The 14195-nt window shown below is 47.8% G+C and carries 19 protein-coding genes and 1 other annotated feature; all 19 genes read right to left on the bottom strand.

The window, feature by feature from the left end; translation table 11 throughout:
• Window positions 1-494: 494 nt before the first annotated feature.
• The 19 genes from BLQ44_RS00260 to radC all read right to left on the bottom strand — a co-directional run bounded on the left by BLQ44_RS00260 (window position 495) and on the right by radC (window position 14109).
• Window positions 495-1241 carry a YebC/PmpR family DNA-binding transcriptional regulator gene (locus BLQ44_RS00260; protein WP_093190606.1) on the bottom strand — a complete coding sequence of 249 codons (747 nt, stop codon included), beginning with the start codon at window positions 1239-1241 and terminating at the stop codon, window positions 495-497.
• A 73-nt stretch (window positions 1242-1314) separates the two neighbouring features.
• On the bottom strand, window positions 1315-1773 hold the full coding sequence (locus tag BLQ44_RS00255; RefSeq protein WP_093190603.1) for a YhcN/YlaJ family sporulation lipoprotein: 459 nt from the start codon (window positions 1771-1773) through the stop codon (window positions 1315-1317).
• A 53-nt stretch (window positions 1774-1826) separates the two neighbouring features.
• The gene (nadE, locus tag BLQ44_RS00250) at window positions 1827-2567 is read right to left on the bottom strand and encodes an NAD(+) synthase (RefSeq protein WP_093190601.1); all 741 of its coding nucleotides are present in this window, start codon (window positions 2565-2567) and stop codon (window positions 1827-1829) included.
• 127 nt (window positions 2568-2694) lie between these two features.
• On the bottom strand, window positions 2695-3129 hold the full coding sequence (safA, locus tag BLQ44_RS16760) for a SafA/ExsA family spore coat assembly protein (RefSeq protein ID WP_093190598.1): 435 nt from the start codon (window positions 3127-3129) through the stop codon (window positions 2695-2697).
• 107 nt (window positions 3130-3236) lie between these two features.
• Entirely contained in the window at window positions 3237-4109 is an 873-nt protein-coding gene (pheA, locus tag BLQ44_RS00240; RefSeq protein ID WP_093190596.1) for a prephenate dehydratase, read from the bottom strand.
• A gap of 16 nt (window positions 4110-4125) precedes the next feature.
• A complete protein-coding gene (locus BLQ44_RS00235) occupies window positions 4126-4575 on the bottom strand; it encodes an ACT domain-containing protein (protein ID WP_093190593.1) in 450 nt (149 codons plus the stop codon).
• Window positions 4576-4590: 15 nt separating this feature from the next.
• Window positions 4591-5877 (bottom strand): GTPase ObgE, encoded by a 1287-nt coding sequence (gene obgE / locus BLQ44_RS00230; protein ID WP_093190591.1) that lies wholly within the window; start codon window positions 5875-5877, stop codon window positions 4591-4593.
• 9 nt (window positions 5878-5886) lie between these two features.
• Entirely contained in the window at window positions 5887-6372 is a 486-nt protein-coding gene (locus BLQ44_RS00225; protein WP_143004671.1) for a Spo0B domain-containing protein, read from the bottom strand.
• Window positions 6373-6528: 156 nt separating this feature from the next.
• On the bottom strand, window positions 6529-6819 hold the full coding sequence (gene rpmA / locus BLQ44_RS00220) for a 50S ribosomal protein L27 (RefSeq protein WP_093190586.1): 291 nt from the start codon (window positions 6817-6819) through the stop codon (window positions 6529-6531).
• A gap of 14 nt (window positions 6820-6833) precedes the next feature.
• Entirely contained in the window at window positions 6834-7154 is a 321-nt protein-coding gene (locus tag BLQ44_RS00215; RefSeq protein WP_093190583.1) for a ribosomal-processing cysteine protease Prp, read from the bottom strand.
• An 11-nt stretch (window positions 7155-7165) separates the two neighbouring features.
• A complete protein-coding gene (rplU, locus tag BLQ44_RS00210) occupies window positions 7166-7474 on the bottom strand; it encodes a 50S ribosomal protein L21 (RefSeq protein ID WP_093190581.1) in 309 nt (102 codons plus the stop codon).
• Window positions 7475-7487: 13 nt separating this feature from the next.
• Window positions 7488-7560 (bottom strand) — a sequence feature (ribosomal protein L21 leader region).
• Window positions 7561-7704: 144 nt separating this feature from the next.
• Entirely contained in the window at window positions 7705-8505 is an 801-nt protein-coding gene (locus tag BLQ44_RS00205) for a site-2 protease family protein (RefSeq protein WP_093190578.1), read from the bottom strand.
• Window positions 8492-9190, bottom strand: coding sequence for a M23 family metallopeptidase (locus BLQ44_RS00200; RefSeq protein WP_093190576.1), 699 nt, complete (start codon window positions 9188-9190; stop codon window positions 8492-8494). The genes BLQ44_RS00205 and BLQ44_RS00200 overlap by 14 nt, the downstream gene beginning before the upstream one ends.
• Before the next feature lie 158 nt (window positions 9191-9348).
• Window positions 9349-10149, bottom strand: coding sequence for a septum site-determining protein MinD (gene minD / locus BLQ44_RS00195; RefSeq protein WP_093190573.1), 801 nt, complete (start codon window positions 10147-10149; stop codon window positions 9349-9351).
• A complete protein-coding gene (minC, locus tag BLQ44_RS00190) occupies window positions 10142-10828 on the bottom strand; it encodes a septum site-determining protein MinC (protein WP_093190571.1) in 687 nt (228 codons plus the stop codon). The genes minD and minC overlap by 8 nt, the downstream gene beginning before the upstream one ends.
• A gap of 25 nt (window positions 10829-10853) precedes the next feature.
• On the bottom strand, window positions 10854-11372 hold the full coding sequence (gene mreD, locus BLQ44_RS00185; RefSeq protein ID WP_093190569.1) for a rod shape-determining protein MreD: 519 nt from the start codon (window positions 11370-11372) through the stop codon (window positions 10854-10856).
• Window positions 11369-12247, bottom strand: coding sequence for a rod shape-determining protein MreC (gene mreC / locus BLQ44_RS00180; RefSeq protein WP_093190567.1), 879 nt, complete (start codon window positions 12245-12247; stop codon window positions 11369-11371). The genes mreD and mreC overlap by 4 nt, the downstream gene beginning before the upstream one ends.
• 12 nt (window positions 12248-12259) lie before the next feature.
• On the bottom strand, window positions 12260-13300 hold the full coding sequence (locus BLQ44_RS00175) for a rod shape-determining protein (RefSeq protein WP_093190564.1): 1041 nt from the start codon (window positions 13298-13300) through the stop codon (window positions 12260-12262).
• A gap of 134 nt (window positions 13301-13434) precedes the next feature.
• Window positions 13435-14109 carry a RadC family protein gene (gene radC, locus BLQ44_RS00170; protein ID WP_093190562.1) on the bottom strand — a complete coding sequence of 225 codons (675 nt, stop codon included), beginning with the start codon at window positions 14107-14109 and terminating at the stop codon, window positions 13435-13437.
• Window positions 14110-14195 lie beyond the last annotated feature (86 nt).

Genomic DNA, 14195 nt, shown 5'->3' with positions numbered 1-14195 from the left:
CGTTCAGAAGTTCTAATATAAGTAGACGAGCCTGGCTTCGGGCGATCTTACCCGAAACAGGGTTGGCTACTTATATTATGGACTTCTGGGCTTCACAGCTAGATCGGAGTGAAATGTGGAGCCTCGTGTTCAGCCCTTCTCGCGTAAGCAAAAACCACCTTAAAGAAGTGCCCTTTCTTCTTTCAGATGGTTTTTGCTTATGTCGCTAAGGGCTACGAGGTGCAACTGGATCACGGTGAAATGCGGAGAAGCCCGTTAGAAAGACCAATCGAAAAAATGCGTCTTCAGACTTTTCCGGTACATTCGTCCGTTAAACTTTTCTCTGAACGGTTCATTAATGACAAAACGAACCGTTCACAACGTGCTAACAGTTCTGAACGTACCTAAACGGTTAATTGCGGTACACTCATCAAGCGAAACGTGTCCTGTACGGTTCAAAACCGATCAAACAAGCCAAAGCCATAAAAAAACCCGCATCTCTGCGGGCTTCTCAATCAGGATAACTTTTCCAACACTTCTTGATCAGCATCGAGATTGTGATAAATATCCTGCACGTCGTCGTTGTCTTCGAGCATATCGATCAACTTCAACATCTTTTCGACACCTTCCTCATCAAGAGGCGTATACGTCTGTGGAATCATCGTCACTTCAGCAGTCTGAAGCGGATACTCCCCCAATGCTTTCTTTACGTCCTGGAAGTTCTCAGGCTCTGTATAGATTTCAAAGAAATCATCGGTCGTCTCCAGTTCATCCGCTCCTGCTTCGATCGCTTCAAGCATGATATCATCTTCTTCTACCTCTGTCTGAGAGCGGTCAATCGTAATAAATCCTTTTCTATCGAACATGAAGGAAACGCATCCGTTCTCCCCAAGGTTTCCTCCGTGTTTACTGAAAGCATGGCGAACCTCAGGAGCCGTTCTGTTTTTGTTATCGGTAAGAACGTTCACCATTACGGCAACGCCGCCAGGTCCATAACCTTCATAAACGATCTCTTCATAGCTTTCGCCTTCGAGATCCCCGGTCGCTTTTTTCACAGCGCGATCGATATTATCTTTCGGCATGTTGTTGGATCTGGCTTTCTCAATAGCAAGACGCAGGTCCGGGTTCATTTCAGGATCCGGATCCCCTTGTTTTGCAGCAACGAAAATCTGACGCGCCAGTTTTTGGAACAGTTTTCCACGCTTGGCATCCTGTGCGCCCTTACGGTGTTTGATGTTACTCCATTTTGAATGGCCTGCCATCGGACATTCTCCTCTCCAAAGCAAGTTTTTCCTTTTATCACTATACCAAAGTTCGAATCTGTGTCAAAATCGTTCACTCCCCGAGGGACCGGAAAAATTGTTCGATTGCGTGTCCGATTTGCCCAGGTCTCTGACGTTCCGCTAAGTTATCCATTCGTTCTTTATAGCTGCGATTGGTGTACACTTTCACAGGCAGGGTGGTGGATGGTTCTACGACCGCTCTCACTTTATCTGCTACATCCTGGTCGCGTACGTCCCTTACATTCAACGCTACAGCGACATGTACGAAATCATCACTGAAAAATACCTGGGCAGTGGCAACCTCTTTCATCCGGTTCACTTCTTCAGCGATCGCTAATGCTTCCTTGTTCTGGAATCGATTGTCGCTGCTTTTCTCCGTATGATTTTTCTTTCTTTCCTCTATAGTCTTCTGCTTCGTAGGAGAAACATCGATATCTTGAGGATTAGCCCCGTCCTCGGCCCCGCACCCAGCGATAATGAGGAGCACCAGTATCGTAAAATATTTTTTCATAAAGAAAGACCTCCTTTTCCTAAGTTTTTGAAAAAGAAGGCCTTTCTATTCGATTATTCTTCAGGAGGAGACGCGGGCATCTGACGTTTGTGATGCGAACGATTATGTAGAGAATCGATAATGTTCTTATCCTTCTCCGGAATCGTTTCCCCTTTCAGATAACGATCGATCATTTCATACGAGGTGCCCATCTCATTTTCATCCGTCTGACCTTGCCAGAGCCCGGCACTCGGCTGTTTGTTGATGATGGAATCAGGAACGCCGAGGTATTCAGCCATTTCACGCACTTCCCCTTTTGTGTAATGGACGAGAGGAACGAGATCGACTCCGCCATCGCCGTGCTTCGTGAAATAACCTGTATGCCATTCAGCAGCGTTATCCGTCCCGGTAACCAGATATTTCTGATTGGTTCCGACAGTATAAAGAGTACTCATTCTGAGACGCGCCCGCAAGTTTGCATCAGCAAGCTGCTGAGCCTCCTCTTCATACAACCCGGCTTCCTGCAACTGGTTTTGGATAGTAGGGAACAGAGTTTCATGCGTCTCTGTAAGGTCGATCTTGACCGTTTTCAATCCACAGGCCTCAGCCGCCTCCTTCGCATGACGTTCATCTTCCCCTTCACTTTTGCAAGGCATGATCACTCCGAGGGAATCATCCGGGCATGCCCTTTTGATAAGGTTGGCGACTACTGCAGAATCAATGCCACCACTGAGTCCGACAAGTAATCCGCCCGCTCCTGCTTCCTCCACTTTCTGCTGGAGCCAAGTCGTCAGTTTTTCTATTTCTTGCTTCATACTCTTCCCTCCATTCATATAGTAATTAATATTAGCATACCCCGGAACCATTCGAAAAGTCAGAACGGCAGGAAGCAGCACAAAAAAAGTCCGAACCGCTTTTGTAGCGATCCGGAGACCAGAGCCATTATCTTCTCGGGCGCGGGTATGGGTAACAGGGTGGTTTATCAGGATAATGTTTATGTTCTTTCGGGAGAGGGATAGGATAACAAATGAATGCTTGTGGCTCCCCTTTCACCGGTGGAGGACAGTGGTGTTTTTTATAATAGTCCTGCATCTGCTGATCGATGGTCGGCATGGGCATCTCGGGAGGTGGCGGGATATCTTCTTTCTTTTTCCCCATCTCAGGATAGTCCATATCTTTCTTCATGTGTTCTTTCGGGGCCTGTTTCCACTGTTCTTTCTTCTGCATTTCTGCCGGCAACTGAATCTTCATTCCCGGCATGAGTACATCCGGATCAGACAAATGTGCGTTCATCTGCTTCAGCACTTCGAGGTCTACGTTGTATTTGTTCGCGATCTGCCACAACGTATCACCCTTCTGGACGATGTGGATCCTCACTAAAACAGCTCCTCTCTTCCTAACATACATTACTACTGTATGCACCGAAGAAAGAAAAATTGATGAAAACGCACAGAAAAGACGCACCCGTTCAAGGTGCGCCTGCGTTACTTCGTGACCGGGGCCGGAACATCTATTTCATAACTAGGATACGTCCCGAGCACCTTGAGCTTACAGCCAAGAGCTTCAAGCTCCTGCTGTACCCCGGGGAACAATATCTGATCATAGGGCTGGTCCACATCCACGAGGAAGAAATAATTCCCGAGTCCGGTTTTCATCGGTCTCGATTCGATTTTCGAAAGGTTCATCTTTCTCCAGGCGAAAGCCGCCAACACCTGATGCAAAGCCCCTACGTAGTCCTGAGGCAAGGTCACCATGACAGTCGTTTTGTGCTTCTCGACCGGATGATCCTTTACTTGAAGAGTTTTCGGCTCTTTCTGTACAACGGCGAACCGCGTATGGTTGTTATCGTAATCATGGATGTTGCTTTCCTTGATATCAAGACCGTTCATCTCAGCAGCCAGGTGATTCCCGATGGCCGCTGCGTGAGGGCCTTTCTCTTTCACAACTTCCGCAGCACGCCCTGTAGAAGCCGTATAAAAAATTTCCGCGTTCGGATAATGCTTATGCAGAAACTGATGGCACTGTGCAATCGCGTGGCTATGCGAATGGATTTCGGTGATCTCTTCTCCGTGGTAATCCGGATGCGTCAGCAGGTGCTGGCGGATCGGCACGGTCAGTTCCGCGATAATCGCCTGATTGACCTGGTGAATCAGATAATCGATGGTCAAGTGGACCGAGCCTTCGATCGCATTCTCTAGCGGAACGACGCCCGTATCGATTTCTCCATTCTCGACAGCGTCCAGACAAGCGGGAATGGTCTCGTAACTGACGAATTCCCCGCCTTCGAATAATGAATCCACCGCCATCTTCGTGAATGTACCTTTGGGTCCTAAATAGCCTATTCTTTGTGTTGTCATCATTGATCCCTCCGTCTTACGCACCAGAACTTAATACTTCTACATTATCAAAAAATTCAAGATCCTGCAATTGTTGCAGTAAACGGTTCATTCCCGCGTTCATTCCCGTAGTGTTCAGCGACAGGGTTACGTTCGCCTTTCCCTGGATCGGAATCGTCTGGTGAATGGTCAGAACATTACACCCGAATTCTGCAGCGACGGAAAGAAGTTGCGAGAGACTCCCCTTCTGATCCTCCAGATGGAAAAAGAGCGTGACGATCTGCTCTTTCACCATTTGCTGGAACGGGTACACGGCATCTTTGTATTTATAAAAAGCACTTCGTGACAAACCGACCTGGTTAACGGCTTCGTAGACAGAGGCAGCTTTCCCCCGGTCGAGCATTCGTTTGGCGTCCAGAGTCTTCTTCATCGCTTCCGGGAGAATATCACTGCGTACTAGATAAAATTTTTCACTATAGTCTGCCATGCTGTCTGCCCCCTCTTACCCGTCTACGAATTCAAACTCGAAATCGAGCAGGCGGATCGTATCTCCGTTCTCTGCTCCCCGCTTCCGGAGAGCATCGTCGACACCCATGCTACGCATTTGTTGAGCGAAGCGGTTCACAGCCTGGTCGTGATCGAAATTCGTCCGACGGAACACGGATTCGATCTTCTCTCCGTATAGCACATAGGCTCCGTCGTCTGCTCTTGTTATATGGAACGCAGGTGCTTCTTTTTCATACTTGTAAAGGACACGGTCCTCTGTCGGCTCTTCGTCTTCCACCTGTTTCGGAATGCGGTCCAATTCGTCCGCCACGGCATAAAGGATTTCGTCGATTCCCGCTCTCGTTATGGTAGAGAGCGGATAAATCACAAGATCCTCTTCTTCCGTCTTCTCTCGGAATGACTCGAGATTCTCTTCGGCTCCCGGCAAGTCCATTTTATTCGCTACGATAATCTGGGGCTTGTGCTGCAAACGCTCGTCATAAGAAGCCAGCTCATGATTGATGGCTACGTAATCTTCGTAAGGATCACGGCCTTCCATACCGGACATATCGATGACGTGCAACAGCACCCGTGTCCTCTCTACGTGACGCAGGAACTGGTGGCCCAGACCTACACCTTCATGCGCTCCTTCAATCAGACCGGGAAGATCCGCCATGACAAAGCTACGCCCATCTTTCGTTTCCACGACACCCAAATTCGGATTAAGCGTCGTAAAATGGTAATCCGCCACTTTCGGTTTCGCAGCAGTCACCGTGGACAAGAACGTCGACTTTCCGACACTAGGAAACCCTACAAGGCCGACATCAGCAAGAAGTTTCAGCTCAAGCTGAACGTCCAGCTCCTCGCCTAGCGTTCCATTTTCGGAAATCTCCGGAGCCCGGTTTCTCGCCGTCGCAAATTTGGCGTTTCCACGACCGCCTCGGCCACCGGCAGCTATGACAGCCCGCTGTTTATGTTCCAGCAAGTCTGCAATCAAATCTCCGGTTTCCGCGTTCCGAACGGTCGTTCCAGGAGGTACCGGTACGACCAGGTCTTCCGAATTCTTTCCGTGTTTCTTCTGGTTCATTCCGTTTTCCCCGCGCTTAGCCTTGAAATGACGCTGATAACGGAAATCCATCAACGTATTCAGTCCTTCGTCGACTTCAAAAACGACGTCTCCGCCTTTTCCACCGTCTCCTCCGGCAGGTCCGCCTCTCGGGACATATTTCTCTCTGCGATAAGCGACAAGACCATTTCCTCCGTCGCCCGCTTTTACGTATATCGTTACCTGATCTACGAACATATCTTCACCTCATTTATTCCAATCCTTCGTAATCGTTACTTCATTCTCTGACTCGGATACGGTACCGATGTCTTCTTCTGTTCTCCCGGGCTTGAACACGCCTTTCCATGTCCACCTCAGGCTATTTTCCTTTATGAGGAGCTCTCCCTCATATAGTTCCCACTCTTCTGTTCTTACTGACAGATAGTCCATTATATCATGCGCATGCGAGACTAACCACTCGTCATCATTCGATAAATCAACCTCAGCTTCCAAACGGTACTGCAAACGAAAAGAGTCGTAGGTCGAATTGAAAGACAAAAGCCAGAAAGCGAAAGCCTGCGCTCCACTGGCGAAAAGCTTGCGTTCCTCTATCGCCGTCGTCTCCACGTTCTTCAAGACCGCTTTCAGTTTATCCGTCTTCCCCATCGCCACGTACCCTTTCAGAAGTTGAACTTGATTCATCCAATCATGGCGCCTCCCACTCAATAGTTCTATCCATTCTTCATCTCTCACAACACATCCACCCTTTTCCTGTGATAAGAAAAGTATAGCAAAAAATGGACAGTGGTTCTAATTCAGGAAAAAAGAAGGAAGCTTTTTTTGCTTCAATATGAAGAAAAGCCACGTCCATGCGGCAAGCACGGCGTGGCTTTATCTTTCTATTATCGTTTACGCTTCTTGTGCTGCAGGGTAAACACTGACTTTTTTACGGTTACGACCGTAACGTTCGAATTTAACAACCCCATCAGCTTTCGCGAAAAGTGTGTCATCGCCACCGATTCCCACGTTTGTACCTGGGTAAATCTTAGTGCCGCGTTGACGGTAAAGAATGGAACCGCTAGTTACTGATTGACCATCAGCACGCTTCGCTCCCAGACGCTTAGACTCAGAGTCACGTCCGTTTTTAGAGCTTCCTTGACCTTTTTTCTGAGAGAAAAACTGTAGATCTAGACGTAGCATGGCTTCCACCTCCTTCAAGTTTTGATTGTTATATATTGGGAATTATCCTGTTCAATGGTTCGTAAGGATATCAGCAGTCCCTCCAGAAGAGTTTGTGCTTGTTCCTTTGTTCTGTCTTCCCCGGTCAGGGTGACTTTCAAATAGCCTCCCTCTCCTCCTTGTTCGATTTCCGGATCACAGTCCGCCACTTCCATCAGCGCATTCGTTGCACCGAAGGTAACACCTGAGACCGCTGCGCATACTAGATCCTGGCCATAAGGGCCACTCTCAGCATGTCCGGAAATTTCATACCCAAGGATTCGCTCTCCCGAGGAAAAGAAATTAGCTGTAATCATAGGTCAACACCTTACGCGTCGATTTTATCAATGACGACTTTTGTATAAGGTTGACGATGACCTTGCTTACGCTTGTAGTTCTTCTTCGGCTTGTATTTGAAAACAGTGATCTTCTTCTGACGACCATGTTTGTCAACTTTTGCCGTTACAGAAGCACCATCAACGTAAGGAGCGCCCACTTTCGTGTCGTCTCCGCCGACGAACAATACTTTGTCGAAAGTTACTGTTTCGCCATCAGCCGCGTCAAGTTTTTCAACGTAAACTTCTTGGCCTTGCTCTACTTTGACCTGTTTTCCACCAGTTTCGATAATTGCGTACATACGTGCACCTCCTCATTAAACTAAGACTCGCCATCCAGGTACCATTTACATGGTTTATGACCTGTCCTGAGCGGTTGTAGCAGTGGAGTGCTACAAGAATAACAAACTAATGTTATCATAACCAGAAACATGTTGTCAATAAACAACTGAACGACGGTAAGACCGCTTGAGACCTCTTTTCAAGCCCGTTGAAAATTCTACTAAATTGCATAATAAAAAGCAATAAAAAATCACCGATTGTGTAAATCGAGAAAACGTAACGTAGGATGATCGAAATAGCTTCGTATGCATTCTTTCTCCCGAATAACTTCCGAACCGCTCTTGAATACCATCCCTCTTCCCAGTCTCAGCTTCTTGAGTCCTTCCTTCACTTTTGTATCAGGGGGGATATCCATCCATTTCTCTTTGGCCGTCTCTCGTTTCAAACAATAGAAAAGAAACCTCACGTGCAGATAATACTGGTGTTTCCACTGCTCATAGATTTCTTTCCCGAGAAAAACGAAGAACAAAGCGATGGTGAAGAAGAATGGAAAACAGATGAGGAATAGCACCATCACCACCCCCGTCCCAAGGAGAACCGTGCGAAAACTTGTCCAGAAAGAGAGCAGACTGCTGAGGAGAATCCACATAAGTTTTCCACCGTCGAGAGGCCAGATCGGAAGCAGATTGAACACAGCTAGCCACGTGTTATAAAAGAGAAGCGTCTCTTCCCATGCTCCCCCAAGACCAAGATGGGGGATAAGCATGCCGATCCAGAGGTGCTGAAGGGGACCGGCAATAGTGACCAGCACCTTCTCATGCCACGGCCGGAAAAAGAAATCATCACTTACCATCGTAGCCCCGAACAACCACAACTCCACTTTCTCGATCTTCCACTCAAAAAGCCGGGCTACCGCTACATGACCCAGCTCATGAATAATAATGATGAGAAGAACAGAAATGAAAAAGAGAAAATGACCGGTGACAAACGCCGTGAAAGTGAGAAGGAAAAAAAGCGGATGCAGCGCCACTTTTCCTTTAATAGTCTTCATTGACTTCTATGACTTCGTAGGGATTCAGGAAAACCTCTCCTCTTTTCCTGGCGAAAAACAGCCCCTCCTCCACTTCAGCAATCGCTTCTCCCTGTTCTACATATTGGTAAAGATGAGCCTGAACCTTCTCGAGGTTCCCATAAACGCTGTTCGTTCCGTCTGCGTGCTGAACGATCACCGTCGGCCCCGTCTCCGGTTTCTTTCCGGCAAACACTACCGTCCCTTCCTTCACGGCAGTCACGCTTCCTCCTTGTTGCGGGGTGATTTCCACTCCATTCCCGCTTACCTCGACACTTCCATTAAGAGGGAAAGGGGAAGAAGTAACTTCCTCTTCTTCGACGGAAGGGAAAACCTTACCGAGTCGATTCTGATAGACGGCTGTAACTTTCGCAAAAGGGAACTCGTCCTTTAACTGCTTCGTCATAAAGGCCTCCATCGTTTTTGGAGGTTCCAGGGGACCATGATACATGAAGGTGACACCGGAAAAAATGACAGCGGAAACCGTTATTTGCAGTACCCACCGCTTCAATGGAGCCTGCTCCCCTTCCTGTATATTCCGTACAGGAGGTTGTCCGGGCAGACCATATCGTTCTTCATCCGGCAGCGGTTCAGGAGATTGGATTTTCCCCGTGTTCTTTCCTTTTCTTCTTCTTATATTATTCCTGATTCTTTCGAGATCCTTCATTACTTCACCACCCGCATTCCGAGTTCCATGACTTTTCCTGAAGTGGGCAGATCACAGAACCGTTTTTTTCATTTTATGTACGGGCCGCAGGAAGTAGAACAAATGCAGTTCCACCCCTGATTTTTCCATAAAAAAGACCGCTATCTTAAAGATAACGGTCAGCTCCCCATTCCTAACAAACGCTTGATTTTGGTCATAAACGTCACTTTCTCTTCTTCTAAATTCATAAGCGGTACCGATTCCCCGAGTATCCTTCTGGCGATGTTCCGGTATCCGATTGCCGCTTTCGTGTCAGGTTTCAATGCTACCGGTTCCCCACGGTTTGACCCGGTGATCACCGCTTCATCATCCACGACGATGCCGAGAAGGTCGATGGCCAGAATCGAAATGATGTCCTCTACGTCCATCATATCCCCGTTCTCCATCATGTGGGAGCGGATCCTGTTAATAATGAGGGACGGCGGTTCGATTTCTTCTTTTTCAAGAAGCCCGATGATTCTATCTGCATCGCGTACGCTTGACTTCTCAGGAGTAGTCACCACGATGGCACGGTCCGCTCCGGCCACAGCATTCTTATATCCTTGCTCGATCCCGGCGGGACAATCAATCAGTATGTAATCGTAATCCTGTTTCAATTCTGAAACGATCTGCTTCATGCCTTCCTGAGTGACTTCTGACTTGTCGGATGTCTGTGCTGCCGGCAACACGTGTAGACAATCAAAGCGTTTATCTGTGATCAGCGCCTGCTTTGTCCGACACCTTTCCTGAATCACATCGACTATGTCGTAAATGATTCTGTTCTCAAGGCCCATCACCACATCGAGGTTTCTAAGTCCGATGTCCGTGTCCACCAGACAGACATTCTTCCCCTGAAGAGCAAGAGCCGTTCCAAGATTGGCGGTCGTCGTCGTTTTACCTACGCCTCCCTTACCGGAAGTAATGACAATTGCTTCACCCATGATTCATTCTCCTTTCCAAACTTACGAGTTCCGGACGCCACTTCACTACTTTCTGTATTCGATCTATTCGGATATTTTCCTCTTTTTCATCGATAAATCCACATTCCATATAAACGCCTTCAACTTCCTCCTGATCCGGAGAGCGGCTGATTTTATCGGAAATGCGGAGTTGGGTGGGCTCCATATAAGAAGCTGCAATGACAGCGCCTTTCCACCCGCTCGATCCGGCATGAGCCACCCCGAACAATTTACCCAGAATAAATATATTGCCAGTGGCGCGGACAGTACCTCCAGGGTTCACGTCTCCTATAAGTAACAGATCCCCTTTGACGTCGATGACCTGACCGGAACGAATCGTCTGGCTCACAGGATTCACCGAACGGTCCTGTTCCCACTCCATCGCCGCCTCTTTCGTCATGACTTTCGAATCTATTTCTTCGACGACGAGGTGCTGTTTCTCCCGGATCATTTCCTTCAGCACCTCTTCCTGGTCGGGAGTTATATACCGATATCCGAGCTGGATGGACACGCGAATGAGCGGCTCTTCTTCAGAAACGAGATTTTCAGAGAGTTTCCCCTCCAATTCTTCGATGAGATCTTCGAAGGTGCACTGATCATCGAGTTGTAAAGTCAGACCATCCCGGGTCCCTTTAATCATTACTTTTTGTTTATGGTCCATGATGATTCTCTCCTTACCCCGTATACTAGTTGTCATCAGCCAACTTCTGCATCAAGTATTTCAGGAATACAAAAGTGAAGAGGAAAAATACGACATTCCCGATCATAGTGGGTAGCAATCGTTGCATCGCATAAGTACCCCAGTCCATTTCCGCTATATTCAAAAATGAATAGATTATATATAGAAGCGTATCTCCTGTTACGACCCCGAATAAGACGAGGAGCGTCACGACAAGGACATTGGACTGAAGCAGCTTATTCAGCCCATGTACGATATAGACCACCAACACATACACCATCATATGGATGCCGATGACATCCGTATATACAATATCCACGAACAAACCGGTACCGAGGGCATACCACAAAGATTGATAGGTTTCATTCGAGTCATAATAAATGGACAACAGCAGCACGAAAAGAAGCGTCCAGTGCGGAACAATCTGCCATTCCCCGTACAATAACGAAGACGGAAGCAGATTCATCGCCATTCCTTCAAGTGCAATCAATAACAAAGCGAGGAGACAGAGCCATACGTGTTTCATGATTCTTCGTCTCCCGCTCTCCCTGTATCGACCGTCTGTTCACTACGGCGGGCGATAATGACATGATTGATTTCATAAAGGTTTGCTGCAGGTTCAATCAGAGCCGTCTTCGTCAGCCCGTATTCGTCATTCCGCACTTCATCCACACTTCCGATCTGAAGTCGACTCGGGAAAACGCCTCCGAGCCCGGAAGAAATCACCTGATCTCCTTCATTGAGCTGTGCTTCAAGGTTGATCCCTCCGAGAACGAGACGTCCCGATTCTTCATCATATCCTTCGATAAGACCGAAGACGTTGTCCCCTTCTTCCCGTACGACCCATGATGAAATCTTATTGGATATATCAAAGCCGCTCAGAAGCTTCACCGTCGAATGGAAAGCGGCCGTGGACTGGACTTTCCCGATCAGACCGTCTTTCGTAATAACGGCCATATCTTTCTCCACGCCATGCTCTGCACCGCGGTTCACCGTCACCTGTTCGAACCACCGCTCCGAACTCCTGGCTATCACCGTCGCCTGCACAGGAGAATATTCGGACAGCCCCTCGGACTTCCCGATCGTACCTCTGAGCTCTTCATTCTCTTTCTCCAGTTCCTGATTCTCTACGATCAGCCCTTCATACTCAGCCAATCTTCCTTTCAGTACTTCATTCTGTTCATACACCCGAAACACATCCTGGAACGTTTCGATCGAATCATTCACCCACTGGATCGGTGTATTGAAAATCGTTTGTACCCAGCCTGCCGTATCCAGTATGAATTGTTCCGGCACTGTCACTTCTTCCCTGTCCCGCATGGAAAAACCGATCAGTGTCACGATAACGATGAATGCTACGAGTATAGATATAAGTATTTTTCTTCTGAAAAAAGAAGGCATGGTTTCTTTTCCCTATTCCCTTTGACTTCGGCTGGCTACGTTCGGCTGGGATTTGAAATGATTCATGTACTCAAGAGACTTGCCGGTACCGTTGGCGACACAATCAAGCGGCTCATCGGCTATGAAGACGGGCATGTTCGTCTCTTCACTGATGACTTTATCCAAATCTTTCAGCAACGCTCCACCGCCGGCAAGGACGATTCCCCGCTCCATGATATCCGCAGATAATTCCGGAGGTGTCGTCTCAAGCGTAAGTTTCACCGTCTCCACGATCGATTCCACCGTATCGGAAAGGGCTTCGATGATCTCATCAGAATAGATGGTGATCGTCTTCGGCAACCCGGTCAACAGGTCCCTTCCCCGTATTTCCATCTCATCCACCTTCTCTAAAGGTTGGGCTCTGCCGATCGTAAACTTGATTTCTTCCGCTGTTCTTTCCCCGATCATCAAATTATATTTCTTACGGATATGGTTCGAAATCGATTCATCCATTTCATCTCCGGCTACCCGGATCGACTGGCTGGTAACAATCCCGCCAAGCGAGATGATAGCGACCTCTGTCGTTCCGCCACCGACATCGACGATCATACTTCCGGTCGGCTCCCATACTGGAAGACCGGCTCCTACCGCTGCTGCGAAAGGTTCTGCAATCGGATACGCTTCTTTCGCTCCAGCCTGCTTCGTAGCATCGATGACCGCTCTTTCTTCCACCATCGTAATACCGGACGGAACGCATACGATCACATTCGGCTTACTGCTGAAGGAAGAACCGGTCTTCAAAGCCTTCTGCATATAGTATTTGATCATTTCAGCTGTCGTTTCATAATCAGCGATGACTCCGTCTTTCATAGGACGTACGACCCGGATATTCCCAGGTGTTCTGCCGATCATATGATAGGCATCCTGCCCTACCGCTTCAATGTTCCCGTTATTTGCATTTCTCGCAACCACAGATGGTTCACGTACGATGACGCCTTTATTTTTCATGAAAACCAATGTATTCGCTGTTCCCAGATCAATCCCGAGATCTTGTGATAATCCAAACAAACCCAATTCATATCTCCCTTTCTGTAAAACGACTCGATAAGAACAAGCGCCAATCATAAGGAAACCCTTATAATATGGCGCTTGAAATCACGCTTATTTAATTATACGAGAAAATAATTAAAATAGATAGTGGTACAAGTTCAGAGATATCCTTTTTCTTTCAGTGAAATGAACGTACTGTCTCCGATGACCAAATGGTCCAATAATTCAATACCAAGCAACTTTCCGCATTCGGACAACCGTTTCGTAACTTGTATGTCTTCCTGGGAAGGAGAAGGATCTCCGGAAGGGTGGTTATGCACACATACGATAGAAGCTGCTGAACGTTTCACCGCTTCTTTAAATAATTCCCTGGGATGTACTATTGAGCTATTCAAACTACCTACAAAAACGGTACGTTTCGAGATCACTCTATTTTTGACGTCCAGGAACAAAGCTACGAAATGCTCCTGCTTCAGGTGCCTCATTTCTTCCATGACGTATTCCGCCCCGTCTTCAGGACTCCGGATGAGGAACCCTTCCTCCCGTTTTTCATAATGGACCCGTCTGCCAAGCTCCATAGCCGCTATGAGTTGGACTGCTTTCGCCGGGCCTACCCCCTCTATCGTCGTCAGATCATCAACCGTCGCTTCTCTCAACCCTTCGGTCCCCTGCAAGTATACGAGAATCTCATGCGAGAGGCGGTCGATGGGCATCCCTTTCGTTCCTTTGGATAAAAGCACCGCCAGCAGTTCATTCATCGTCAATCGGTCTGCTCCGTACGTCACCAGCTTTTCTCTCGGACCTTCTCCTCTTATATGAGTAACTTTATTCAAGACCGTTCTCCTTTATTCCTATTCTCCTCCGTGCACGTCGAAGTACCGTCATTGTACCCGAGCTCTTCCCTTTCTCCAAATGCCGA

Origin of the sequence: Salimicrobium halophilum, assembly GCF_900100295.1 — a bacterium.
GTDB classification, from domain to species: Bacteria; Bacillota; Bacilli; order Bacillales; family Halobacillaceae; genus Salimicrobium; species Salimicrobium halophilum.
Note: the sequence above shows the minus strand (reverse complement) of the source record. Positions and strands in the feature narration are given on the sequence as shown.